Source organism: Methanosarcina mangrovi (genome assembly GCF_052057765.1).
Classification (GTDB): domain Archaea; phylum Halobacteriota; class Methanosarcinia; order Methanosarcinales; family Methanosarcinaceae; genus Methanosarcina.
Genome location: NZ_CP195120.1, coordinates 4,160,231 through 4,186,943 on the forward strand (window position 1 = coordinate 4,160,231; position 26,713 = coordinate 4,186,943).

Genomic DNA, 26,713 nt, shown 5'->3' on the forward strand with positions numbered 1-26,713 from the left:
CGACCCCTGTTACTGTATGGACAGACGAGTCCATGTCCGTTCCTGGTGTTGTATTTGCGAATTTATCCCATTTTAATGCCGATGAAAGTGTCTTCAAATTATGTAACAATGAAAAATTATTGCCCGGAATATATAATATCCAGAGAAATATAATTCAGAAACCAATATAAATTAAAAGTTGATGTTATATAGTTGGGGCTTTAGATTCTTCCATACGGCGGGAACTATTTTAACACGATTTCCCAATTTCCTTGTAGTCTGCAAAAATGCCAACATTCATTCGATATAACAGTGATTCCTTTGTATGCGAGCCCATCCGAAAAATAAAAAATGAAGCTGTAAAGGTACCATAAGTGTACAACATCGAGTATCCGTTCAGGTGTATATATTGTCAATTGTAAGAGTTAAGCAGGCCACAGTACTTTTTCTGGTAGGCTCTTAATCGTGATCAGCAAAACAAGCTTTGGAGATAAACTCTATGGAAGGCTTTGAAGCTGCGTGAAACAGGACTGAAGGGCTGGAAATGGTTAAAGAAAGGCTATTAAAAGAACAAGACAAACTCAGCAGTTCCGAAGATGAAGGGCAAAAAATCATTATGCAGGTCGAAAACCTCTCCAAGACCTATATGCAGGGGAAAATTCCTGTCCATGCCCTCCGCTGTGCCTGCATAACCGTCAGAAAGGGGGAGCTCCTTGCCATAATGGGACCCTCAGGTTCGGGGAAATCAACCCTCCTTGCTTTGATAGGCACTCTTGAAAAAGCCACGGACGGAAAAATCATTCTCGACGGGACAGACCTTACCTCTGTTCCCGAAAAGCTGCTTCCGGGCGTGAGAAGAGAGAAAATAGGGTTTATTTTCCAGCACTACAACCTTATCCCGACCCTTTCTGCCCTTGAAAACGTGGAACTTGCAATGCGCTTTTCCAGGGTACCAAAAAAAGAGAGAAAAGAGAGGGCAAAAGCCCTGCTTGAAGACCTGGGCCTGGGAGACCGCCTAAACCATAAACCCACCGAGCTGTCCGGGGGAGAACAACAAAGGGTTTCGATTGCAAGGGCACTCGCAAATAAACCTGCCCTGATCCTTGCAGATGAGCCGACCGGAGAGGTGGACAGCAAAACCCGGGACTCCATTGTGCGGGTTTTCAAGGAATTGAGCCAGAAGGGACAGACAATTCTTGTGGTAACTCATGACCCCGAGGTTGCAAAGGAATGTTCAAGGGTGCTCAGGATCACGGACGGGACGATTAGAGATAATTAGAGAATAACGAAGAGAAAATTAGAAATAACGAAGAGAAAATTAGAGAATAACGAAGAAAAAAATAAAAAGAAGATAAAAAGGAAAGGAAAGAAGAAAAGAAGTTAAAAAAGAATTCTATCCTTCAGATTTCTCCGATTTCCCATCCCAGGTGTTCTTTTATGACAGTATATGCCATCGCAGGCGGGATGATTCCGATATCAGTTACGATCATATCAATGTATTCTGCAGGGGTAAAGTCAAAAGCCGGATTTCTTACCTGCACATGAGGGAGACCTGCAAGGACGGAAGGATCGATTACTTCATCTGCAGCCCTTTCTTCGATTTCTATCGGGTTTCCCACGATGGTGCTCGGGCTGAACTTGAAGGTCTCGGCGGCTACCATAAAACTTTTTCTGGCTTCATGGGCAGCAAGAGCGAGTTGAGAAGTTCCTATCTTGTTTACAAGAGCTCCGTTGGCTGCAATTGCGTCCGCCCCGATGATGACTTTGTCCACATCTTTCATGTAGTAACGTACGGCAGAGTCTACGATCAGGGTTGTTGGGATGCTAAAGCTGTTAAGGTGCCGGATCGTCAATATGCCCTGGCACCGCGGGCGGCTTTCGGTAGCGATTACCGAAATCTCTTTTCCGGCTTCAAAAGCCGTGGTGATTATGGAAAGAGCAGCATGAGAGTTGCAGTGGGTCATAATAACGTCTCCATCCTGAATTCTTCTTGACCCGATTTTTCCGATTTTACCAAGTGCGCGGTCTGCTCTTTCAATAAAAAGGTTTGCATTTGTGATGATTTCCTGTCTTGCTTCTTCCACATTTCCCGAAGAATACCTTGAAGCAAGTTTTACGGCGTTCGGAAGGGAAACAGCTGTTGGGCGGGTACTGATAAGAAAATTCGAAACTTCCTGGATGCTGGCTGCAAACTCCTCCATTGAAGCTGCTTCCAGCCCTGCAGCATAATCCCTGATGGCTTCGGCAGCCGCTTTTGCAATCCTGCCTGCGCCCCGGATTTCCATTGTCCGGATCTTTTCTGCGGTTTCCTGAACTTTTTCCATAATATAAAGGATAGATAGAGTCCGATTTATAGCTATCTTCCTGCATTGCCGGAATTTAGTCCCGGATTACTTAAATTCAAACTCCGGTTATTTCTTCGGATCTGCCCCTGTAGTAAACAAAAAGGTCTTCTCCCCACCGAAGGCCAGCGGGATCGAAGCACAGGACATCCTGTTTATGGTCGAAAGTGCCGTCTGAAAAAGGAAGCGTCAGAGAGAGGAACCTGTCAGTAACAACATGAGAAAAATCTATTTTTTCGTCACAGACATAGAAACTGGAATTCGACAACTTTAAAAATTCTCTTAATTCCGTCTGGTATTCCTCCATTATCCTCCCGTAAACCGTACGGGTGACAAGAAGAGAGACATCTGCTCCTTTTGCTGCGAAAGAGAGAAAAAGATACGGGTAAAGAGGATGGAAAATAGAGGCGATACCCCTTATCCGTCTTGATATTGAAAGTTTTTCCACAAATTCTCTGTGAGGTTCAAAGAGGTGGGTCCAGTCAGGCGGTTCGGAAAATGTGCAGTTCTCCAGATCTCCAATTCTGGTCCTTAAAGAGTGGGGGAGGCACTCAACTGCATGTTTTGACCAGTACTCATAGTGTTTACCAAAAACATTTAATAAACTCACCATTGCCTGCATTCTCCCGGCAACTGCTATGCCAAGAGGGGACAGGGTGTAAACATCTTCTGTCTTTAATATCAGAGAATCTTCCCTTAATTTTTTTAGCTGAGGAAGCACAGCTACCGCACTGGAATTCAGATATTCTTTTATTTCTCCGGTAGTTTTTTGCCCTTCTTTTAAGAATAAAAGAATATCTTTTCTTTTTTCAGAAAGGAAAATCAACTCAAGAAGCTGGCTGTTCATGTTTTTGAGATATACGTAAGCACGTGATAAGTATTTTTCGTAGATTTCACTGCTTTTTCCAAAAAACAATAACAATTAACAAAAAATTACTATATATCTATGTGAAAAATTTTTATTTCAAGGCATTTACAGAAAAGTATATATCTAAATAAATTTTTCAGAGTAAACAAATCAGAAAAAATGGGGATGTAAAATCGAACTTTCAGGTCAAAGGACCTTGATTTTGAAGCTGCTAAATTATTTAATGTGAAACAAATTTTAAGGTCGTATAGGTTATATACCTCTATAACATAAAGAAGAAGTTGACGATTAAGAGTTAAGGGGTTTATCTCTTAATCGTAGGGGTTGAATCACACAATTGGGAGCCGAATCAGAGGTGGCAAACGGCTCCCAATTCTAACACCAATCTTTTTTAAGAGTTCAGATCCATAAAAAACTGAGTAATCCAGCCTATTAGGGGATTTAACTTTTATAAAAAACAGTATAACTTAATAAAATAAATTCTGTAAGTTAGTTTGGGTTGGAGTAATTATGAAAAGTGAGGCTTCTGATTGCGAAAATCGTTAGCTAAAAACTCAGACTTGAATTTTTTTGAGTTGAAAAAACTCTAATTGTGTATTTTCGAATCCTATAATAAATTTTGAGGAGGAAAGAAAACAAAAAAATATTAATCTTTTTCAATTCTGTTGAAAGTTTTAATACTAACAAAAAATTTAATGTAAATAAATATTTCAAGAAAATCTAAAAAAATAAGAACTTTAATTTTTTGGTTAGTAAGCAATTTTTCATATCGTTTATGTTATATAATTAGAAACCGTAAAAAAATGACAGAGATTGAGAGTTAGGGGTTTTTACTCTCAGTCCAACGGGGTTGGATCATCGGTAGGGACCTGTACAAGGGAAAATTACGGTCCCTATTATCCTAATTATGAAATAACGTAAAGCCTGAACTCTTTTCACTGAAGTAAGGATTTTTTTAAGCGTAAGGATTTTTTAAGTCTGTTTAATTTTTCGCATATCCACTTAATATTTCATAAATTAGTTCAATTTTTCATAAGCTGACTTAGTTTATCTTCCGATGTTACTTCCCAAAGTAGGGTTTTTTTCTTTTTATAAATGTCAATCATACAGAAATGGACAAATTCAATGAAAGCACACCTGCGATAAATAGTAAATGAGAAATAAAATTGGGGGAGAAGTCCGACTCTTCTGATGCTGGATAAATGAGGAATAAGATCGCAGAAAAAAGGAGTGTATCCACCTTTGCAGCTGTTAAAACAATGCATGGGATTGCCCTGCAATTAATACTTCATACTTTTTTTGTAATATCAATGAAATACAGAATTTATAAATAATGGTCAGAGAATATTAAACTGATTAATTAAATTAATCCTTGATATCAGGAAAAGTAATTAAAGTAGGAGCTGAAAACCTGGAATTCAATAACGCTAATTTCGATACTGCTGTAAAGTTCCACGGACATGTCTGCCCGGGCCTTTCCATAGGATATAGAGTGGCGACACTGGCTGCCGACCGTTTCAAGGACAGGAGCAAAGACGAAGAACTGGTCGCAATTGTGGAAAACAGGTCATGTTCAGTGGATGCGATTCAGGCGATCAATGGCTGCACCTGCGGGAAAGGGAATCTCATCTTTAAAGAACACGGAAAGCATGTGTATACGTTTTTCAAGAGAGGAGACAAAAAAGCCCTCAGAATTTCCATGAAACCGGATGCTCTCCCCCAGGACGACAGGCACACGGCACTCTTCGCAAAACTGAGAGCAGGAACTGCAAGCTCTGAAGAAGCAGAAGAGTTTAGGACTTCACACGAAGCAAAAAGTCAGAGAATTCTGGATATGCCGGCAGAAGAACTTTTCTGGGTCACTGAAATTGAAATCGAGCCTCCTGAGAAAGCCATAATCTACCCCACCGTAATATGCAGCAAATGTGGAGAAGGCTTTATGGAGCCCCTGGGAAGGGTTAAAAACGGAGAAATAGTCTGCATCTCCTGTTTTGAGGCAAAAAATGAGTGAAAATACGGAAATGAAACCTGAAAAAGTCGAGTTTACCCCTATAGGCTATGTTGAGAATGACTACCTTGAACCGGGGTACAACGAAGAGATCTACGGAAAGGTCTCAAAAATTATTCTTAATAAAGACCTTGTGGACGGGCTTTACAGAGTAGATGAGCTTGAAAAACTCTATATCCTATTTTACTTTAGTAAATCAGAAGGGTATAAACTTATCCACCGCCGCCGCTATGATGGAGAGATGTCAGGGGTTTTTGCAAGCCGAAGCCCATTCCGACCTAATGGGATAGGGTTGACTATTGTAGAGCTCTTGAAAGTCGAAGGCAACGTGCTCCATGTAAAAGGTCTTGATGCCATCAACGGAACCCCTGTACTGGATATTAAGCCCTATATAAGAAAGATTGAAGAAAAGGATGAAGAATAACGAACCGAAAAAGAACAATAAAGTAATACAAATTGGAAAACCAAAATTGACGAATCAAAATCGATAAATCAAAAACGGTAACTCAAAAACGGTAAATCAAAAGTCTTTTTTTAGATGAAAAGGGGGATTAAACCCCTTTCAAATTTCATTTACAATTTCTTCTTCCTCACCCCCAGATAAATTCCTCCGGCTGCCACAAGTACAAAAAGAGTTCCTAAAATATCTGCACCCGAGAAAGACATATTTCCTGCATCCTCATTTTCAACAGTCTCCTGCGTCATTTCATAGCCTTCAACATAATCAGGATCGGCAGAAGATCTTGAGACTTCGGGTGCAGGTTCGGGAGAATCAACCCCGTATCCTGCATCCTCCTCCATAACAGTCTGATTGCTGCTCTCAGAACCCCGAATCACAGGTGTCGAACTCCCCTTGTTCCCACTACTACTGTGCTTTTCAGATACTTCCTGCTCAAGAGATTCCTGTGTAGCCTTTTCAATTGCTTCGGTGAAACCTGGGACTGAAACCAGGCCTGCAACATAGCTGTTGAGAGTGGGGTTTCCACAGGTGTGGTGACAGCATGTGACCCCGTCTTCTACCACGGATTCCGCATATTCCCTGGCAAGCTCTTCCAGGACTTCTTCAGGAGGATTCCAGTCTCCCCTCCTTACGGATTCGATAAGGTTCAGGGCAATTGACTGATAGGCATAAGGGTTCGTATTTTTCAGGTGTTCGGTAACCTCCAGATAATACTGGTCCTGGAAATAGGTTTTGTAGACTTCGTTCCACATGTCCTCCGTAACCAGATCGGGGGTAGCAACTTCCCAGACCCGCATATTCTCTACAAAGGCATTCATATAACGTGTCCCGTCGTACCCGTCCTGCATCATGCCTTCGATCCATGTGGGGTTCATATAACGAGAACGGAGGTCCCGGCTCAAGAAATGCTGCAGGGTCTCCACGCCTTCCTGTCCGGAGCTACGCAGGTTATTGATGTACAGATCGGGACTGCTGCCTCTAACACTTTCCACTGCCATGGAAAGTCCTCCGAAATAAGCTGCAACCATCGGGTGTTCGAGCACCCCGTAAACATTGGAAGTCCGGCTGAAGACCCCGACTTCCACATCAGCGAGGTTTTCCCGGAAGACATCCGTATACTGTTCTCCCCAGATGTTTTCCCCGTAGACATATCCCATACGGTCGATATAGAGATCTGCGATATCTTCCCTATCTTCCCAGTCAGCTCCGGAAATGGCATTTTCGATTCCCGGAGTATACGAACCGGGTGGCGGACAGAAAATACGAGATGTGGAAAGATTCTCAGCGGTTTCCTGATCATACCCGGCAGCCAGCAAAGCCTCCTCAATCTTCCTGGAGTTTTGCTTTACATAGTTAGGATAAGTTTCATTATCCGGAGCATTTGCTGCAAGTTTGACCGCCCTATCGATCAACTGGAGCCGGCTTGCGTACATATCGCGATAGGACCCTGAAGTCGTGACCAGAACATCTATTCTTTGCCTTCCGAGTTCATCCGAATCGATCAGTTCCACATCCTGTACCCGCCCTTTGCTGTCCCATACAGGCTTCACGCCAAGAAGGTAGAAAATCTCGGACTCCATCGTTCCCTGGTTCCTTGATGTCTCAATAGACCAGAGCAGGAAAGAGACTTTTTCAGGATAGGTGCCATTTTCAGCAAGGCGCTGTTCGAGAAGTTCGTTTCCGAGTTCGACTCCCACATTCCAGGCAGCCTTAGTAGGCACCAAACGGTCATCAAAGGTGCAGAGGTTTCTTCCGGTCGGAAGAGCGTCCGGATTCCTGACAGGATCTCCCGCAGGCCCCGGAGGGATATATTTCCCTTCCAGAGCATCGAGAATGCGCGGGATCTCAATGGTACAGGCATTGATTCTCTCCGTATACTCAAGGGCAAGTTCGAGGTCGGAGCTTATATTCTCCGAAGTCGTACCCAGCACCAGGTTCTGGGCTTCCTCGGCTGTCCTTCCGGAAAGTATAGTCTCGTTGAGAAGTTCCGTCGTCAGCCCTTCCGTAGAGTTTGTCTCCTCAACATGGGCTTTGAAATCATCCCCGAGCATTGCTTCTACCATTGCGACCAGGCTTTCCCCTGTCGGGGGCTCACTCAGGGTATGCGAACCGTAAGGCATGTAGACAGTCTTCAGTTCTCCGAGATAAGCGTCCAGGTCCTCGATGAAGGCATCGGTTTTTGTTTCATTTCCGGCAATGCTTTCAAGATCCACTCCCAGGTCAGTGTCAAGGTCAAGCTCACGGGTAGTATTAAGGATGAGCTCTCTGTACTCGGCCTTAACTGCCGGGTCAGCTGCCTGTTCGAACAGGCCGATATCCTGCTGAAGCAGCGTCAGGTTCCCGTAAAGCCCGGAAGGAACGATCGTGGGGGTCAGGAAGTCAACAATCAGCATGTTTGCCCTGCGCCTGTCAAAAATCCCTTCGGCATCCATAGGAAGTACATGAACCATAGGCATGTCCTGCAGGAGAATTGCACCCCAGTCCTTTGAGGAAAGCCCTGATTCTTTTCCGGGCATCATCTCTACACTGGAAAAAATCGTGAAAAGAGCATCTGCCCCGTATTCCTCTCCCATGTACTTGTAAAAAGCCAGGCACTGGTGAGTCGGAGGGATCGAACCGTCATAGTAGGTCACGGACTCGTCCTGGTCCCAGCCCCACATAGGATCGGGAGCAAGCAGCACATTGCCGTATTCGATCTTCGGAATTACGAGATACTTTCCGGTCTCGTTTTCCCAGACCATGATCTTTCCGGGAGCAGGTCCCCAGATATCTTCCATCTCAGCCTGCTTCTCTTCAGGGAGAGCTTCGAACCATTCAAGATACCTGGCTTCGGGAATGAGGATAACATCCCCGTTTTCAACAAGGGAATCAAGAACTCCGGGAGCCCAGACCCCCACATTATGTCCTCTTTCCGTCATGATTTCGGCAAGTTCGTCTCTGTCCGGAAGGCTGTCATTTCCGAGGTTGTATCCTCTTTCCTTCATTGCCAAAAGGAGGTTTGCAAGGCTTGCCTGGGCGTCCAGGTAGTAGTCAATGTCAGCTCCGATTTCAGCTTTCCCGGCTTCTGCGGCATAATAGGGGATTACGATCTTCTTTTCGGAATTTGATTTGCGGTGGAGCTCGGTCCAGGAAATTGTCCTGTTTACCAGCCATTCCACCTGGTAGTCGATCGGATAGTAAACCGAATCCCCAATGGACGGGTCCTTGCAACCGATTACTATGGGCTCTATGATCCCGTCCATCTCCGCAGCCGAAAGCTGGTAAGTTTGCTCGGGCCCGACCCCGTGAGAGGAGTTTTCCCATTCCTCCGCACTCACATCGTAGAAAAGGCGGATTCCATTCAGGGGGATCACATTCCAGGTCTTAAGGTCCTCGATTCCCTGCTCGGAATCGGCATAGTTGAAGCGAGAACCCCGGGAAATTATGACCACACTGTCTGCAATACAGCTCCCGTTCATCATTAAGTAGTCTCTGGAGCCTTCGTCTTTATATGAATAAGTAGCAACAACCACATTGCAGCCCCGGGATTCGAAGGAATCGACAAGAACCTCCACAAGCGGTGCATCCCTGGTGTCAATGTACGTGAAACTATCCGAGATAATCCCCACTGTAGGCTTTGCAGTGTCATAAACATGCCCACCATCGCCTCTGTTAAGGTACCAGTCAAGGTAATCGCCGGCAGAGGAATAGATTTCCGGGGCATCGGGGTGGTAAAGCCCGTATAAAGGACGCGAAACGGGCTCTTCGATCACGTCATACCTGTCTGCGAACTTAACGCCTATAAACGTAGCAAGCCGTTTGAAGTTTTCTTCCGAATCGTATGTGAAATATTCAGTAATATCAGCATAATTCGGGTCTGAGAGGTTGACATTGTGCAGGTTGTAAGACTGAATCAGGTCTCCCAAACTGATAATATAAGCCCCGTTGGCTTTTGCCTGATTGACGGTAGGAGAGATAGTTTCTATTACCTGGGCATCAAGGTTTCTCATTATTACAATGTCCTTGTCGCTCAGATCGAAGCTCAGGTCCTCATTGGAACGCCCGAAGTACGTACTGATATTAATGACCCCGGAGAGCTCCGGGTCAAGAGCCACTTTATCCATCGTCAGTACGGCACTTTCCCTGGAAAAGACAAAAGCAACTTCAAGCTTTTCCGGAGCCTGAACGCCACCCCCGTAAAACGTGTCGTTCATGTATCGTATGAGCGTTTTTATGTTGTGGTACCCTCCGGTTTCCCAGAGCTCCGTCATATTCGGGTCGTTTGAGTTCCCCAGGTCAAACCCTTCGGGAAGGTCATAAGAAACGATGTGCGCACTCTGGTTCAGCGTATTGTTAATGTTTGCGAGGGTCTCCTCATCAAGGGAAGCAAGAAAAAGCACCTTTGCCGAACTGAAGTCCGTGGAATTTGCTTCGGTGGCATTATAGAGATTTATAGTTACTCCCGGATCGCCTTCGGCAAGCACGGCTTCAAGTGCCTCCGTGTTGTTCTCCGCTCCCAGCACGAAACTGAATGTATTTTCCGCTGCCGCAGCTGTCGATATCAGCGAGCTTAAGAGCATTAAAAGCAATACCGAAGTTAAGAATTTTATACAAAAGTTTTTTTGAATAGAGATACATCTGTTTTCAATCATATCAAACACCTGTGGTATGCAGTCCGTGCCTGTGTGTGGAAACGGAGGCACGGGCTGATCTTCAATTCTTTTCTAAATTTGGGATTTTTTTAAGGAAAAAACATAAAATGAATAATATATTTTTGAGTGTTTTTTCTATTAGATTTGGCCTTTAAAATGGACAGAAAGTGGCGGATAAGGCATGATAATACACCACTTTCCTGGCATTCACCGGGCCCATACCTGCCGGAATTTACATTTTCTTCTTCCGCATGCCCAGGTAAATTCCTCCGGCCGCCGCAACCACAAAAAGAGTCCCGAAAATGTCCGCACCCGAGAAGGACATGTTTCCTCCTTCCTCATTTTCAACAGCTTCTTTCTGCATCTCATAGCCCTCCACATAATCGGGGCTACCCGCCGTTCGGACCTCAGGAGCAGGTTCGGGAGAATCAACGCCATACCCGGCATCGGAATTCCGGACAGTCTGGTTGCTGGCAGACTCCTCGGGGCTTGGTTTCGCAGTCTGGTTGAGTTTTTCGGCAACACTTGTCTGGCGACCTTTGCTGCTGTGCTTTTCAGTTTCTTCCTGCTCAAGGGATTCCTGCGTAGCCTCTTCGATTGCCTCGGTAAAACCTGGAACAGAGACCAGACCCGATACGTACCTGTTAAGGAGAGAGTTCCCGCAGGTGTGGTGGCAGCAGGTGACCCCGTCTTCGACAACGGACTCCGCGTAATCTGCAGCAAGGCTTTCGAGGGTCTCGTCCGATGCATCCCAGTTGCCCTTTCGGGCAGTCTCAAGCATCCGGGCAGTCATGGACTGGTAAGCATAGGGGTTGTTCTGCCTGATCCATTCGCTGAGTTCCCGGTCTGCCATGTAAGTCCGATACACCTGGTTCCACACATCTTCACTGATCAGGTCCGGGTTTGTGGCTTCCCAGCCCCAGAGGTTTTCAATGAAATCCGCCATTTCCCTGGCTCCTGCATAGCCGTTCCCCTGCATGCCTTCGATCCACTTCGGGTTGAAATAGCGGGAATAAGTTTCCCTTGTGAGGAACTCTTCCAGAGTTTCGACCTTTTCGTCTCCTCCGGTCAGCATGTTCGTGATAAAGGAGTCAGGGTACTTTCCTCCCGAAACGGAGCTGATTGCGAGATTCAGCCCTCCGAGGTACTGGAAGAAATCGTCATTGTCCAGAGTCCCGTAAAGGTTTGTGCTCCGGCTGTGCACTGTGGCTTCTACTCCCTCAAGGTTCTTTTCGAAAAGATCCCTCAGGTTTTCACCCCAGACGTCTTCTCCGTAGGCGTTGCACATCTTGCTTAGATAAAGTTCTGCAAGCGCATCATTACTCTCCCAGGTATCACTTGCAGCGATCGCATTGGGGAGCCCCGTGCCATAGTCCCCGTCCGCAGCCCCGAAAATCCTGAGCAGGGCCAGGTCCAGAGCCTCGGTTTCATTAAGGGAACCCTCACTCATCAGCGAAGCTTTAAGGGCTTCGGCATTTTCCCGGACATAGTTGGGAGAGTCTTCCTGGGCATAAGCCAGTTTTACGGCTTTGTCCAGCAGGTGCACCTTGTCAGGGTACATGTCCCTGTAAAGGCCCGAGATCTGGATCACGACGTCAATTCTGGGCCTTCCCAGAGTCTCCATGGGGATTGCTTCCACATCAACTACCCTGCCGCTTTTCCACACAGGCTTGACTCCGAGCAGGTAGAGGATCTCTGCCTCCATGACTCCTTCGTGCCTTGTGGTCTCCCCGGCCCAGAGAATGTAAGCTACCTTTTTCGGGTAGGTCCCGTGCTCGGCAACATAGGCTTCAAGCACCTGGTCAGCCATCTCCTGCCCGAGTGCCCAGGCAGCTTCTGTTGGCACTATCCGCTGGTCAAAAGCATAGAAGTTTCTTCCGGAAGGCAGAGCCTCGGGGTTCCTGACAGGGTCGCCTCCCGGATTTCCGGGAATGAACCTGCCGTCAAGTGCATTGAGGACTTGCTGAATTTCCTCTTCCCCAAGAGCCAGGTTTGCAGCATATTCTTCCGCACTGGAAAGGAAGGTACTGACGGTTTCATTCTCTGTCCCGAGAACCTCTATCTGCGTCTCGGTAGAATTGACTCCCCGGTTCAGGACCAGGTCCAGCAGATAGAGCTGGGCTCCTTCGGTCTCGTTGAATTCATTTACCGAATCGGCAAAGTCAGTACCGAGCATTGAATTTACCATACCCGTAAGCTGTTCCCCCTTCGGGCTTGTGCCCAGGATGTGCAGCCCGTAAGGCATTGATTGGCTCTTGTACTCATCCAGCAGTTCCTCAAGACCTTCCAGGAAAACATTCTCAAAGTAAGTCTCGTTGTTTTCCGCTTCGGTCATGTTGAACTCATCGTCCAGGGAAAGGGACAGGGTCAGGTTTAAAACTTCAGATCTGTGAGCCGCTTTAAGGGTGGCATCTGCTTCTGCCTGTTCATAGTTAAGGATCGCTTCGCTCAGGTTTGCATAGTCCCCATAGCTTCCGGCAGAAACAATCGGAGGGACAAGGTGGTCGACTATAACTGCTCCACCTCTGCGTTTTGCTTCATTGCCTTCTCCAAGCCCGTCCATAACATAAGGATAAATCACAGGCAAGTCCCCGAGCATCAGGGAAGGCCAGTCGTAGCGCGTAAGCCCGAACTCTTTTCCTGGAAGCCATTCCTGAGTCCCGTGCCTGCCGAAATGCACGAGGGCATCACTGCCAAACCCGCCTTCCTCTTCGGAATGCTGGAGCCAGAGGTAGAACGCAATATACTGGTGGTGGGGAGGCAGTTCCGAATCGTGGTAAAGGGCCTCGTTGTCATCAAGCCAGCCTCTTGAAGGCTGGGGAGCCAGAAGCACGTTTTCCCCAACCTCGATTCTGGGGATTACAAGGTATTTTCCACTTTCGTTTTCCCAGACCATGATCTCCCCCGGAGCGGGTCCCCACTGGTCAATGACTTCCTGCTGCCTCTCTTCGGGAAGCTCCGAAAACCATTTTTCATAGGTGCTTTCAGGCAGGAGAACGACTTTGCCCGTATCAACCATCTTTTCGAGTTCTCCGGGAGCCCAGGTCCCTATGTTTATGCCCTGGGTCAGCATCAGGTTAAGGAGTTCGGTCTCGTTCGGGGCCTGGTTTTCGTTCAGGGCGTACCCTTCGGCATCCATAGCGTCGAGCAGGCCGGAGAGGCTGGGGACGACATCAAGATAGGAAGCTCCTATGTTGTCCTTTCCCCCTCCGTGGTTATAATAAATTATAGCAACTTTTTTTTCGGATTCGGGAATTTCCCCGAGCTTCACCCAGCTTTCGACGCGGTCAATGAGCCAGTCCACCTGGTAGTCTATGGAAACCGACATTTCAGTCTCGGTCTCAGGGTCTACTTCCGTTGCAGCCATTATTACCGGGTCGATAGCTCCCCAGAGCTCCTGCAAATCTATCTTCATCATCTTATCCGCAGGAAGCGGCCTGCTGCTGGCTTCATACTCGGTCCTGTTCATGTAATTGTTAACGATGCCGTTGATTACGGGCACATCAAGTTCCTCGGCATCAAACTTATTGCTAAAATACGTAAACGAGATGATGGCGTCCACAAGGACTTCGTCCCCCTGCTTGAAAAACTCCCCGGAGGAAAGACTATCAGACCCGTAAGTGGCGATAACATTATAGTCCCTGGCTTCCAGTTCCGAAATCAAGGCATCAATGGGCTCGATCTGGAAGGGGAAATAGCTCTGGTACATGGTAATTGCAACTGTTGGCTTTGCCGGGTCGTAGACATGCCCGCCGTCACTTCTGTTTGAGTACCAGGTAAGATAGTCATCCAGAGAATCGGTAAAGTACCCTGTCATGTTCGTATGATAGATCGCCCTTTCGGGAAGCGTGTGCGGGTCCTCATACAGAAGGTCGGTCCTCCCGCAGCAGTCGCTGGCAATGCAGAATACAAGGTTTTTCAGGTTGCTCTGGTCGTAAGCCCCGTTAAGCCAGTAATTGTTCAGTTTTTCCCTGAAGCTCTCAATCCGGTCTTCAGGAAGAGGAATACTCTCGTTTAGCAGGGTGTCGTCATCAATAACCACACACCCGTTAGTAATCGCACTGTCCACCGTGGGTGTAAGCTTCTGGGCGGTTGAGGGGCTTAGCATATTGATGTAGATAATGTCCATCCCGCTCAGGTCAACATCATTTTCCGTCACATAGTCCGCCATAAAATAACTGAAAGTGAGGTTCAGGCTGCTGTTACTGTTGACCTCTTCCATCAGGTTTTTGAGAGGAAGCTCATGGCTCCGGTATCCGGTCACAACGGCAATATCCAGGTGCTGGCCTGTGCTGGTGCCGGAGTCCCCTTGAGTTTCTGTTGCCACTTCCCTCAACAAAAGAACGTCTGTGAAACCCAGCGGAATCGGATCTCCATTCATCTGTTTCTGGCGAGTGAGCCCGCTTATTACAGCACTGCCTGTAAGGTCACCCCCGCTGCCCTTAAGGTCAAGAAGCTCCTGGGATTCGTTTGCATCGATATCCCTGCTTGAGGTATCAAGATTCACCGAAAGATCCGCACCCCGGACCTGGACCTGTTCGTCAGCACGACGCCATTTGTCCTCATTGTAGAGAGCAACAAGCGTATAGTTTCCGTCCGGAATCCCGGAAAGCACGTAATTGCCTTCAGCATCACTGGTAGTGTTGGCGACAACTTCGTACTGAATGTCCGTACTGCAAGCTGCAGGGGAAGCAGAAAACAGCATTAAAAGGATTAAAATTGCTAATCCGGAAGCTTTTATTTTATTCAAAGGATCTATTTCGTTATTTATCAATTCTTTCATAATCCCTACTCCAGAAGATAATTTATTTTAGCGCTATGAAAACCTCATACTGAAATCCTGCTTCTGTTCGCCATTTGCAGCAAATCCAGACGTTTCAGCTTTCAATTTTTAGCAGCCGACACGGCAAATCAGATCAACAGGAAAAACAAAATACACAGCAAATTAACAACTAAAGTAAACTTTACTTAATTGTGAAAGGTAAACACCATTCGAATGCGAATAATTTGTAAATGTTTTGGATGCCTATCGCCTCAATAAATCATTGACTGTTCCCCTCAAAACATAAACAATTTCAGGGCATTTTAACGCAATTTTACTTTACTTACATAAAAAACTGGGATTTTAGATAATAGTTATTAGCTATGAAGATAACAAAAAATGGAGAATAGTACGGAAAGAATACAAAGAACAAGAAATGCAATAAACAAAAAAGTGCAGGGAACAGAGTGAAATAGTGCAGGGAACAGAGTGAAATGGTGCAGGGAACAGAGTGAAATAGTGCAGAGAACAGAGTGAAATATTACTTATTCAAACCGGAAATTATTAGAAGACAGGATCACACACCGGGTTCAGATTCTTTTTTAAAAAAATGGAAAGAGAAAAGCACAGAATGAAATGCGCTCTCCTTCAATCCGGGTTTTACATCTTCTTTCTCCGCATTCCCAGGTAAATTCCGCCCATTGCTACTACCACAAAGAGAATTCCGACAATATCGGCCCCTGAAAAAGAGAAATCTCCATTTTCTGCTTTTTCTACGGATTCTTTCTGCATCTCGTAGCCCTCAACGTAATTGGAATCTGCAGTGTTCCTGATTTCAGGAGCAGTTTCCGGAGAATCCACACCATACCCTGCATCTGAAGTCTGAGAGGTCTGATTGCTGTCCGATTCCCAGGAGTTTGTTTTTGAGGTCTGGTTGCTGTAGGTACTATCTTTTGAGACTACAGTAGCTTCTCCAGTGCCGTGACCGCCACTATTACCGCTACTGCTTTCACTTGAATCCTGAGAAGCCTCGCTTGATGTTGCCTTTTCAATAGCCTCGGTGAAACCGGGCACTGAAACCAGACCTGCAACATAGCTGTTTAAGGTCGGGTTTCCACATGTATGGTGGCAGCAGGCAACTCCGTTTTCTACAACGGATTCTGCGTACTCCGTAGCAAGGTTCTTGAGGACCTCATCCGAAGCGTCCCAGTTGCCTTCCAGGGCAGTTTCCAGCATCCTGGCCGTGATAGACTGGTATGCATAGGAATTGGTCGCTTTGAGCTCGGCATTGAGTTCGGAATCGGCGACATAGGTTTCGTACACCTTGTTCCAGATATCGTCACTTACCAGGTCCGGGTTTGTCTTTTCCCAGCCCCAGAGGTTTTCAACATAATCCGCCAACTGGCTCACCCCTTCAAAACCGCTTCCCAGCATACCTTCAATGGATTTGGGGTTCAGGACGCGGGTGATAATCTCCCTTGTTAGATATTCACTCAGGGTTTCTATCTCTTCATCCCCCGGATTTTGCAGGTTCATTATGTACGAATCGGGGTACTCGCCTGAAACAGAGGAAACTGCAAGGTTAAGGCCGCCAAGATACTCGAAAGCATCACTATTATCCAGGATTCCGTAGGTACTTGAACTGCGGCTCATAACGGTAACCTCGACATCTCCAAGGTTAGCCTTAAAAATGTCCGTATTATCAAGGGAACTGCCGTCTACCTGGAACTGCGAGACTATATCGGCTATACTTTCTCCCCATACATATTCTCCATAAACATAGCTCATCCTGTCTATGTAAAGTTCGGCAATTTCACTGGTGCTGGAGTTACTTGCAGAAACAACATTTGACAATCCGGTCCCGTAAGTGCCGTCCTCAGGCCCGAAAACCCTCAGAAGGGCTACGGTCATTGAAGCGGTCTCATTCTTTAAAGACTCGTTAAGGACAAGGAAAAGGTCATTGGTATTCTCCCGGACATAATTCGTATTTTCTTCCGGGTCATAGGAGATATACTCCGGGGTCGGTCTTTCCTCATCTTTTCCGTACTGGTTGTCAGGGTCGTTGTAAGCAAGGTAGACTGCTTTATCGATCAGCTCTACTTTATGGGGGAAAGTGTCCCTGTAGAGCCCCGAAATCTGTACAAGCACGTCAATGCGCGGCCTGCCCAGTTCCGAAGAATTGATCAGTTCGACATCTATGACCTCATCTCCGTCGTCGTCCCAGACCGGCTTTACTCCCAGGAGATAGAAGATTTCAGCCTCGGTTACGCCCTCATTCCGGGTAGATTCCCCAGCCCAGAGGATCAGGCCTATTTTCTTCGGATACTGCCCTTCGTGTGTGGCCTGGTAGGCTTCGATTGTCTGGTTAGCCATTTCCTTACCAAGTTCCCACGCCTGCTTCGTGGGGGAAAGCTGTTCGTCAAAAGCGTAGAAGTTCCTCCCCGAAGGAAGCGCGTCCGGCCGGAGTATGGGGTCTCCACCAATATTCGGTTCGATGTATTCACCGTCCAGAGCCTTAAGGACCTGCTGGATTTCATTTTTACTTTCTCCGAGTTTTTCTGCGTATTCCTGAGCCGTGTTCAGGTAACCGGTCACTTCTTCGGAACTGCTCCCGAGAACCTGCATCTGGGCGTCTTCAATACTCACGTTCTGCAGGAGCACAAGGTCCAGAAGGTCAAGAGAAGCGTTTCCGGAACTATTGTATTCGGCCACCTCTTCGGAAAACTCGTCTCCCAGCATCGAGTAGACCATCTGTGTGAGGTTTTCTCCCTCAGGGGAGGTCCCGAGTATGTGAAGCCCATAGGGCATGGAAGTAGTCTTAAGTTCCTCCAGAATATCGTCAAGCTCGTCAAGGAACTCTTCTTCCGTATCCTCACTCTCGGACAGGCTTACGTTCACAAACTCGTCAAGGCTAAGTTCCAGGGTGAGGTTAACGATTTCCTGCATGCGAAGTTCTTTCAATTCGGATTCGCTGGGCAGGGTCTGGTACTGGGAAATCTTGCTGCTCAACTCGGTGTAATTCCCATAACTTTCGGAAAGCACAACAGGCGGGATCAGGTGGTCTATAATCACCGCATTGCCCCTGCGCTTTGCCTGCATTCCTTCACCCATCCCGTCCATGATATAGGGATAGATTATAGGGATGTCTCCGCTAACGATTGCAGGCCACTCATCACTGAAGAGGCAGAATTCTTTTCCGGGAAGCCATTCCATAGTCCCGTGGCGGCCCATATTTACAATCGCATCGGCTCCGTATTCATTCTGGAGCCAGAGGTAGAATGCGAGGTACTGGTGGTGGGGAGGCAGGTCCCCGTCATGATAGAGAATTTCATTGTCCGAAAGCCATCCTCTTGTTGGCTGGGGAGCGAGGATTACATTGTTGCTGACTTCAACCTTCGGAACTACCAGGAATTTATCCCCTGAATCGTCTTCATAGACCATTATTTCTCCGGGTGCGGGCCCCCAGGTCTCGAGAACTTCCTGCTGCCTCTCTTCAGGGAGCGCCGAAAACCATTCAAGGTATGTTGATTCTGGAATAAGTTCGACTTCCCCTGACCTGACAAGCCTTTCAAGCTCTCCCGGAGCCCAGGTCCCTATGTTCGTACCCTGTTTTAACATCAGGTTTGTTAATTCGCTTTCATTAGGAATAGAATCCTTATCAATATCATAGCCAGCATCGGCCATCCCTTCAAGGAGATTGTTAATACTCGGGATAACCTCAAGATAAGAAGCTCCTATGCTGTCATTTCCGCAGCCGTGGCTGTAATAGAGGATTGCAACTTTCTTATCGGATTCACTCTTTCCGGAAAGTTCGGTCTGGGCAATCGCCCTGTCAACAAGCCATTCCACCTGGGCTTCAACAGGGACGTACACTTCAGTATTTGTCTCGTTATCCAGCTCATTGGAGGCGATCATTATCGGGTCGATCCAGCCCCAGGTCTCGGGCCTGTACAGCCTGATCATATAGGTACTTGTCAGGGGGTCGCTGACATTCTGCCATTCGCTAAGGTTCATGTAACCGTTGAGGACGCAGTTGATAACCGGAACTCCTAGTTCTTCAACATCAAAATACTGGCTGCGGTATGTGGTCGAGACTATCAGGTCAGCTTTTGTAGAGCTGTCATGATTGAGGAATTTGTCAACGTATTCCTTGCTGGACCCGTAGCACGCTATGACATTCACATTTCTGGACTCAAACTCCTCTATAAGCGCATCGATAGGCTGCATATCCGAAGGATAGTAGGAGAGATAGAACAGTATCCCTACCGTGGGAGCGTTTTCATCAAAAGAATGTTCGCTTTCATTCCTGCTTCCATACCATTCGAAGTATTCACTCGCATTGGCAGTAAAATAAGAACTGTTAACCATACCCGGGTGATAAATGGCGCTGGCAGCTCCTTCCGGGGCTGAGACCTGAAGGTCGTCCCGGGCATAGAACGTCCGGGCCAGATAGAAGATCAGGTTATCAAAGTTTGCGTCATTCGTAGCCCCGTACACCCAGTAATCCTGAAGATAGTCCTTGAACTCTCCCATATCTGAAAACGAAGAGGGAAGGGAAGAGTTGTCTATGCTTTCAGGCAGATAGGTGTTATAGCCTATGACAACGGCCCCGTTTGCTATCGCTTCATTGACGGTATTATCAAGTTTGCTGGCACTGTCTGTGAACATATTGATATAAATTATGTCCGTATCACTGAGATCAACATCCTCTCCACTTGTGGCAGGCAGGTAATAGGAAACACTCATATTAAGGGAAGAGTTGCCGTTGATCCTTTCTGCAAGAGCACTTAATTTAAGGTCATAATTTGAGTATCCCGTGATTATAGCTACATTGAGGTGGGAAGCGCTGCCGGAATTTGAAGAATCCGAATCCTGAGTCAAAGAGCCGGATGTCTTTTTCAGGAGTACTAGGTCGGTTCCGGCCTTGATATCCCCTGACTTGCTGAGAGTCAGGCCGGAAACGGTAGTTCTGTCAAGATATCCGAGTATCCCTTCATGGTCGATATCTTCATTACTTCTCATGGCAAAAGTGATATTTGCCGGCTGGCCGTCCTTAATGCTGAATTCGCTTTCATTGGTAAGCCACATTCCTCCCATGGAAGAACTGTATATTACGGCAGAAAGCCGGTAGTCTCCATTCGGAACATCTGAAAAGACATATTCCCCATTCTCATCGCTTGTAGTGTTGGCAACGAACTCTTCTTCCTGAGTGGTAAGGACAAGATCGGTCCCGGCCTTGATATCCCCTGACTTGCTGAGAGTCTGGCCAGAGATGGTGGTTCTGTCAAGATATCCGAGTATCTCTTCATAATCGATACTCTCATCGCTTCTCATGGTAAAAATGAGATTTACAGGCTGGCCGTCTTCAATGCTGAATTCGCTTTCATTGGTAAGCCACATCCCGCCCATGGAAGAACTGTATATTACGGCAGAAAGCCGATAATCTCCATTCGGAACATCTGGGAAAAGGTAGTCCCCATTTTCATCACTCGTAGTGTTGGCAACGAATTCTTCGTCCTGAGTGGTAAGTACAAGGTCCGTCCCAGCCTTGATATCCCCTGACTTGCCTATAGTCTTTCCGGAAACAGTAGTCCTGTTCAAGTAGCCAAGTATCTCTTCGTAATCGATACTCTCATCACTTCTCATGGCAAAAGTGATATTTACTGGCTGACCGTCCTCAATGCTGAATTCACTTTCATTGGTAAGCCACATCCCGCCCATGGAAGAACTGTATGTTACGGCAGAAAGCCGGTAGTCTCCATTCGGGATATCTGAGAAAAGGAATTCTCCGTTCTCATCACTTGCAGTGTTGCCAAAGAATTCGAAAAAAGCTCCGGATGTAGAGTCCTGATTTTCTTCTGAGTCCTGAGATTCCGTCTCATTTTGATCAGGGTCGTCAGAACCGGAAGAGTCAGAATCAGAACCCGAGGAATCAGAGTCGGAAGAATCAGAGATGTATGTAAGATTTACAAATCCATCATCGGATGTACTTTTTAGCAAAATAACAGTACTCATTCTCGGGTAATCAAGACTCCTGACATAAGATACTCCGGAAACAGAAAAACCCGAATCGGAATAATTCGTAGCAGAAGAATTATTCATTAAATCCTGCACCCAATAAGGATCAATATTATTGCTACTGTTTATCCGAAGATTCCGGTCAACCAGGTCCGTACCGTGCACCGTAATATTCAATGAGGCTGTATACCATATATTTTTATCATCAGAATAATTCGTTGCAACGAGAGTATAGTTACCATCAGGGATATTATTAAAAACATAATATCCGTTTTCATCACAGGTCGTATTTGCGACCAGCTCATACTGCACATCATCACTTTCAGATGCCTGAGCAGTTGAAACCAGTAAAAAAAGCATCAAGAAAACTAATCCGTAAATTTTAATTTTTTTATTCAAAGGGATTGTTCCTTTTTTCAAATTTTTTATCATAACCTTTTCTCCAGATAATTGTTCGGTTCTGTTAGGATACCGGAGTACAATCTCGAAACTGCATGCTTTTTGGGGAGTACTTTAAAAAGTTCAGTTTGAAACATTTCACCAGCAAACCTGATAGCCCGGGTTTGAGGGAAAAAAATTTCATATCTCCCAAATAAATAAAGTAAACTTTACTTTGTAATACCGCAAGAAAACATCATCCAGATTATGAAATTGGAAGACATTTTAAAGAACTGTAGCCTTGGAAAGTATCAACTTTTCTCATTTAATGATAATGTATATTTGACAATTTTAGCTCAAGTTTACTTTACTTGCATAAAAACCTGTGATTTCGGATAAGAATTATTATCCAGAAAGGTAACAAAAAAATATCATAATGTTTGTGTAAGGAAAAAATAATTGAAAAAGAATGAAAAGATAAAAAGAAAAAGTGAAAGGAAAAGTGAAAAGAAAAGTGAAAAGAAAAGAACACAAATAAAAGTTCTTTTCCTCCATACGAATTTTACATCTTCTTTTTCCGCATTCCCAGGTAAATTCCACCCACTGCCACAATCACGAAGAGAACTCCGACAATATCGGACCCCGAGAAGGACATGCCTCCACTTTCTTCTTCAACCGGGTCCCTCTGCATCTCGTAGCCTTCCACATAATTGGAATCTGCGGATTTCTCAGGAGAAGAAGATTCCGGGGAATCCATACCATACCCGGCGTCAGAATCCTGAGTAGTCTGGTTGCTGTATATACTTTCTTTTGAGACTACGGTAGCATTTCCGGTACTGTGGCTGTTGCTACTGCTTTTACTGCTCTGCGTCTCTTCCGTGGTTTCCGGAGTTTTGGCCTGGGTTGCTGCTTCCAGTTGTTCGGAGTAGCCGGGAACAGAGACAATCCCGCTGACGAATTTGTCAAGCAGGGGGTTTCCGCAGGTATGGTGGCAGCATGTAGCTCCGTTTTCAGCCACGGATTCTTCATATGCTGTTGCAAGGCTCTCAATAATCTCATCCGATGGCGTCCAGTAACCGTGCCTGACAGCTTCGAGCATCCTGGCAGTTATGGACTGGTAAGCGTCAGGGTTATTCTGTTTGAACCAATCTTTCATGGAGGGATCATTGACATAGGTCTCGTATACCTGCTCCCAGACCGTATCGTCCACAAGGTCGGGGTCGCTGACTTCCCAGCCGAAAAGGTTGTTCACGAACTCGGACATCAGCCTGCCGCCCGAATATCCGGCGCCCTGCATCCCTTCAATCCACTTCTCATTGAAATACCTGGATCTCAGGTTCTTGCTCAGGTACTCCTTCATTCCAACCATCTGAGCATTATCGGGGTCTCTGGTATCCGAAACGTACATTTCCGGAGTTCTGCCGTCTCCTCTTACGTACCTCGTTGCCAGGTTAAGGCCTCCGAAATACTGGAAGAAGTCATCGTTGTCGAGAGTGTCGTAAAGGTTTGAAGAATCCGAATGCACGGAGGCTTCTACGTTTTTCAGGTTGCCCTCCAGGAGTTCTCTGCATTTTATGCCCCAGAAATCTTCTCCGTAAGCATAGCCCATCTTATCCAGGTATACGTTTGCAATCGTTTCTTCATTATCCCAGCTGCCACTCGCACCGATAGCGTTTGAGACCCCTATTTCATAGGTCCCATCCATTACCGCAAAGCAGCGCATTGTAGAGAGCTTGGCTGCGGTCTCACTGTCGTATCCTGCCTCAAGCAGGGAATCGTAGATCGCAAGCGAACTCTGGTTTACGTAGTTGGGATAGTTTACCGAAGGAAGCGAACTTGCAAGCTTTACGGCTTGATCTACCATTTTGATCTTATCCGGGAAAGCGTCCCTCATGCCAGCGGTTGTATAGACAATGTCAATACGCGGCCTCCCGGGCTTTGAAGAATCATAATTCGGCAGCAGTTCTTCTTCCGGGATAGCCTCAACCCCGATTACATAACCGTACTCGTCCCAGACAGGCTGCACCCCGAGCATGTAGAGCACTTCGGCTTCCAGGGTCCCGTGGTCGCGGATAAATTCTACCCCGAACCTTGAGAACGAAACCTTTTCCGGATATTCCCCATATTTATCGTGGTAGTCCTCAAGCAGCTGGATTGCAAGGGATTTCCCGAGCTCCCAAGTTGCCTTTGAAGGATAGAGCTTTGAGTTGATGCCGTAGAAGTTCCGTCCAGTCGGTACCGCATCAGGGTTCATAACAGGGTCCGTACCCGGACCTGGAGGGATAAAGCCTCCGTTTAAGGCTGAAAGGACTCTGTCAATCTCCACATCGCAGTCAAGAAGCCTGCTCCTGTACTCAAGCCCGCGTTCAAGGTCAAGGGTAACCGAACTGTTGCTTGTCCCGTAAACCTCAAGCTGCGCCGCAGTAACTCCGGTATTATTGGTCACTACCTCCCAGACAAGCCTGTTAACCCTCGTATCATTCGATGGGATCCCTAGAGGGTAAACAGACTCCGAATAGAAGGCAGCCGTGATGTTCTCCTCGAAATCTCCTCCTAGCATGGACCTTACCATTGCAGAGAGTTCGTCTTTCTCAGGATCTGTCAGGTTTGTTGAGGGCACCTGGCCAAGGACATGCATCCCGTAAGGAATGTTTTCTCCCTCAACATCTTCCAGATACTCATGCAGGACATTCTTTACGAAAGCCGTAAACTCCTCTTCGTCATAGTCCTGAAGCTCGGTCACATTTTCTATTCCCAGGTCAACGTCCAGGTTAAGTTCGATTATCTGGTCGACTATGTCTTTCTGGTACGCTGCTTTTGTTTGGGAAGAAATAGAAGGATCATAATACTGCTCCACACTGATTGAGAGATTGAGCAGGTCTCCGTAAAGTCCGCTGCGCTCAAGGGTAGGAGTGAGGTGGTCGATAATCAGGGCATTGCCCCTGTACTCGGCAGTCAGTCCCTCTCCCACATTGGCAACTATGTAGGGATAGATGTTTGGCAGGTCCTGCAGCAGTAAAGGTGCCCAATCGGAAGTCCTGTTCATACCGTAGGTAGAGCCCGGAAGCCACTCATGCGTACCGTGAGTCCCCATGTGGATTACTGCATCGGGTTGCCACTCATGGTTCAGCCAGAGGTAGAAAGCTATGTACTGGTGAGGTGGAGGTACAAGGCTGCTGTGATAGAGGGTGTCGTCATTTTGCAGGAAGCCCCTGGCAGGCTGGGGCATGAGCCAGGCATTTCCGAAACGCACTGCAGGGATTACAATATACTGCCCTGTCTCGTTTTCATAGATCATGAGGCTCTTATTCTGGGGCAGGTCTTCAGCCCAGGGCTCTCCCCATTCCTCTATTACATCGGATCTCAGGTCTTCCGGAATTTCCGACTCAAACCATTCCCTGTAGGTCTCCATGGGTATAAGGTGCAGGCCCCATTCCGTCCTGTTTACTACCATTTCGTTCATAACTCCCGGAGCCCAGGATCCGGCATTGATGCCCTGTGCCTGCATCATTTCCAGAAGCTTGCTGCTGTTTTCCGGGATTCCGGAGACTTCGTACCCGCTTTCGTTCATCGCATTGAGAAGGTCCAGCATGCTCCGGGTGCTATTAAGGTAGCTTGCCCCTATGTTGTCTTTTCCGGAAGGGTAGTTGTAATAGATAACAGCAACTTTCTTATCCTCGTTATCCTTTAACTTCAGGTCTGCCCAGTTTATCGCCCTATTTGCTATCCAGTCGACCTGGTCAGGCAGAGGTTCGTAGTTGCTTTCCCCGGTTTCGGAATCATAGTTATCGATCCCTATCACAATATACTCAAAAATTCCGTCAATGCTCGGAAGCAGGGTTTTGTACACAACCTCACTGTTGGGAATGCCCCTGTTGCTGTCAGCCGTATCGGAGGACTCGGCAGGATTTGAAACAACCATACCTCTCAAGACAGAGACATCGAGGGCCTCAAGTTCCTCTATTCCTTTATCAGGATCTTCGTAATTCAACCGGAAACTCTTGAGAGAAATTACGCACTGGACCAGAGGTTCTCCATTTTCATCAAAGTAAAAATTATGGATATCATTAAAAGTTTCAAAACCTGCAATTACGTTGCAGCCCTTGCTTTCAAGATCCCGGATAAGGTAGTCTATGACTTCAAGGTTACCAGCCGTATAATCGGAGGCATGGAACCAGATCCCTATGGTGGGTTTGTTCTTATCGTAAACGTGGTGAGACTCATTTACAGTTGAATTGGAGTACCAGTCAAGGTAATCGGTTGTGTTTTCAAACCAGTCAGGTTCCGACTCATTCAAAGATGAACGGGCGTCCGGATGATAGAGGGCAGCGTCGGGAAATTCTATGGGATCATTGTAAACCCAGCTGTCCGTAAGCTCGGGTTTATCTCCGTAAGTTTTTGCCAGATATATAAGGAAATTTTCAGTATTTTTCAGCAAAATTCCTGTCGGACCCATGCTGTAAAAGTATTTTTCTTCAGTAGAATTATAAGGCTTGGTCCCCGACAGGAGCAGGTCGTAACTTGAGGTGTTGATGTATGTTGGGTCCATCACAGATGTGATATCTACGAGTGCGGTTCCGTTTTCATGAGCCCTTTCAAGGTCGTCCCCGATATACTGGTATTGAGACCATAACATATAGGTAAATATTACATCCTGGTTTTCGATAGTGACATTGGAAAAGTCCGCATAACCCGAAATATACGTTACATTTATACTTGCATTATACGGATTGGACTGCTCTGCCGCATTCAAAGCGTTTCCGTCATAACAGATAAAAGTAATATTTACCTGATTTTCATCAGCCGATACATTCTGTGCAAGCAGTAAAAGGACAACCGCACATAAAACCAATAATCTACTTCGTGCCGTACGCATCTTATCCCCAGTCAATTTATCATGAACCCTGCGGCACCCCGGTAGAAAAATAACCAGGATGCCTGGCCTACTAGTTGATTTTTGAGCGAAAGTTTGCTAATTTTAGGAACTTACAGGAAAACAGCCGTCAAGTTTTTAAAGTGAAAGTGGAAGCTCTCGATTCAAACAGATAAATCAACCCCGGAACCTCCAAAAACGAATGAGCAGCCGATTCTGATTATATCTTCAACATTCGGAGCATTAGGGAATAAAATACATAAAACGCGGTTTTTGGCTTACAATTATTAGCTATTAAGGTAAAATGACCGAAAGAAACGTAGTTAAATCAAATCAAGAGATCAGAATCAATTCTTTAGCAACCGCTTTTCTGTTGAGGGTATGCTTATCCTTA

Annotated in this window: 9 protein-coding genes; 3 read left to right on the forward strand and 6 right to left on the reverse strand. The window is 46.4% G+C overall.

The window, feature by feature from the left end; all coding sequences use genetic code 11:
- The first annotated feature begins 595 nt into the window (after positions 1-595).
- Positions 596-1,258 carry an ABC transporter ATP-binding protein gene (locus ACSAZL_RS18445; protein ID WP_440948899.1) on the forward strand — a complete coding sequence of 221 codons (663 nt, stop codon included), beginning with the start codon at positions 596-598 and terminating at the stop codon, positions 1,256-1,258.
- 121 nt (positions 1,259-1,379) lie between these two features.
- Here ACSAZL_RS18445 and ACSAZL_RS18450 read toward each other — a convergent pair whose 3' ends face one another.
- A complete protein-coding gene (locus tag ACSAZL_RS18450; protein ID WP_440946035.1) occupies positions 1,380-2,303 on the reverse strand; it encodes a ribose 1,5-bisphosphate isomerase in 924 nt (307 codons plus the stop codon).
- Between the two features lie 76 nt (positions 2,304-2,379).
- Complete coding sequence (locus ACSAZL_RS18455; protein WP_440946036.1) at positions 2,380-3,168, reverse strand: helix-turn-helix transcriptional regulator; 789 nt, start codon at positions 3,166-3,168, stop codon at positions 2,380-2,382.
- A 1,393-nt stretch (positions 3,169-4,561) separates the two neighbouring features.
- Here ACSAZL_RS18455 and ACSAZL_RS18460 point away from each other — a divergent pair.
- Together ACSAZL_RS18460 and tsaA are read left to right on the forward strand one after the other, a co-directional pair.
- Entirely contained in the window at positions 4,562-5,200 is a 639-nt protein-coding gene (locus tag ACSAZL_RS18460) for an FmdE family protein (protein WP_440946037.1), read from the forward strand.
- Complete coding sequence (tsaA, locus tag ACSAZL_RS18465; RefSeq protein WP_440946038.1) at positions 5,193-5,621, forward strand: tRNA (N6-threonylcarbamoyladenosine(37)-N6)-methyltransferase TrmO; 429 nt, start codon at positions 5,193-5,195, stop codon at positions 5,619-5,621. The genes ACSAZL_RS18460 and tsaA overlap by 8 nt, the downstream gene beginning before the upstream one ends.
- 149 nt (positions 5,622-5,770) lie before the next feature.
- On the opposite strand, the gene ACSAZL_RS18470 is transcribed toward tsaA, so the two are convergent.
- The 4 genes from ACSAZL_RS18470 to ACSAZL_RS18485 form a co-directional block, all read right to left on the reverse strand.
- Positions 5,771-10,216 carry a cobaltochelatase subunit CobN gene (locus ACSAZL_RS18470; RefSeq protein ID WP_440948900.1) on the reverse strand — a complete coding sequence of 1,482 codons (4,446 nt, stop codon included), beginning with the start codon at positions 10,214-10,216 and terminating at the stop codon, positions 5,771-5,773.
- Between the two features lie 304 nt (positions 10,217-10,520).
- Complete coding sequence (cobN, locus tag ACSAZL_RS18475; protein WP_440946039.1) at positions 10,521-15,071, reverse strand: cobaltochelatase subunit CobN; 4,551 nt, start codon at positions 15,069-15,071, stop codon at positions 10,521-10,523.
- Between the two features lie 639 nt (positions 15,072-15,710).
- Positions 15,711-20,771: a cobaltochelatase subunit CobN gene (cobN, locus tag ACSAZL_RS18480; RefSeq protein ID WP_440948901.1), complete on the reverse strand. Its 5,061-nt coding sequence runs from the start codon at positions 20,769-20,771 to the stop codon at positions 15,711-15,713.
- Between the two features lie 1,237 nt (positions 20,772-22,008).
- A complete protein-coding gene (locus ACSAZL_RS18485) occupies positions 22,009-26,322 on the reverse strand; it encodes a cobaltochelatase subunit CobN (RefSeq protein WP_440946040.1) in 4,314 nt (1,437 codons plus the stop codon).
- Between the last annotated feature and the right edge of the window lie 391 nt (positions 26,323-26,713).